We start from the raw sequence: 1,065 nt of genomic DNA on the forward strand, positions 1-1,065 counted from the left end.
AAAGGGTCAAAGTCGCGTGGCTTTTCCAATCATAATGGTTTTGTATTTTTATTAGATTTTGGATATTCTTATTTAAAAGAACAAACGGATATAGTTAATATTGTTTGTGGAGGGATATATAATTACATCGAACCGGAAAATTTAGAACCGAATGTTTTTCATAAATACAATAATTATATTCCATCTTTTACTTGTGATGTTTACAGGATAGGAGTTTTGTTATATTATCTTTTCTGGGAGCGATTCCCATTTGATGGATATACATGGAAAGGATTTTGTGCAAACGTGAAAAACATAGAACCTCAATTTGATCCCTTTACGAAGAATGGAGAACAAATCCCTGATAAATATATCAACCTTATAAAGATTTGCTTAAGCAAGAACTCTTGTTCACGTCCGGAGTCTGCCATAATGATGGATAAGATGATAAATTGTTTATAATTTATAAGGCTTGCTATTTTTTTTCACGTGATGGAAATTCCAATGTAATTGACCCCTAGAAGTGATTCCATTCGATCAATCTCATCTTGGAAAAGTTGGAAAAAATATTTGAATTGCTCTCTCTGCTTTTTGCCAGAGAACCTGTCTTTGATTTCTTTTAAAGTAATGGGTAACAATTCTTCTTCGATTTCTCTTTGAATCGAGTAAATTTTTGTTCTGACAGAATCTAGATACCTGTTAATCTCTATCGATACAGGATCTTTACCTGGTGTACGTTCTTTTTTCTGGTTCCACGATGTTGGTTTAATCCTTCTCGGTAATTGAATTTCGGTATTCTGCCCGCACAGGGTTAATCTCATCTGGATAGGGGTCTCTCCAGTTTTTAATAACTTTGTTCTTCTGATGAAAAATAGCACGCTAAATGTTTGTTTTTGCATAATCTCTTCCTGTTAAATTTGTGAATTCAAAGGTGAGGAATGCTTGAATAATGTAAATGCGTAAAACGGTGTAATACAATGAAATAAGTTCCTATTCGTGGGAGATTTTAGGGTGAAAAAAATCACCCACGAATTACACTATGCGAGATGCATATTTTGGCTCACGTGAAAAATTAGGTGGATCATC

The 1,065-nt window shown here is 33.7% G+C and carries 2 protein-coding genes; one reads left to right on the plus strand and one right to left on the minus strand.

The features are described 5' to 3' along the window. A partial coding sequence (locus DWW52_RS20885) for a hypothetical protein (protein ID WP_148315423.1) occupies nt 1-441 on the plus strand: 441 nt, incomplete at its 5' end. A gap of 23 nt (nt 442-464) precedes the next feature. On the opposite strand, the gene DWW52_RS20890 is transcribed toward DWW52_RS20885, so the two are convergent. After that, the gene (locus DWW52_RS20890; RefSeq protein WP_118717878.1) at nt 465-878 is read right to left on the minus strand and encodes an Arm DNA-binding domain-containing protein; all 414 of its coding nucleotides are present in this window, start codon (nt 876-878) and stop codon (nt 465-467) included. Between the last annotated feature and the right edge of the window lie 187 nt (nt 879-1,065).

This window comes from Odoribacter sp. AF15-53 (assembly GCF_003479425.1).
In the GTDB taxonomy this organism is placed as follows: Bacteria; Bacteroidota; Bacteroidia; order Bacteroidales; family Marinifilaceae; genus Butyricimonas.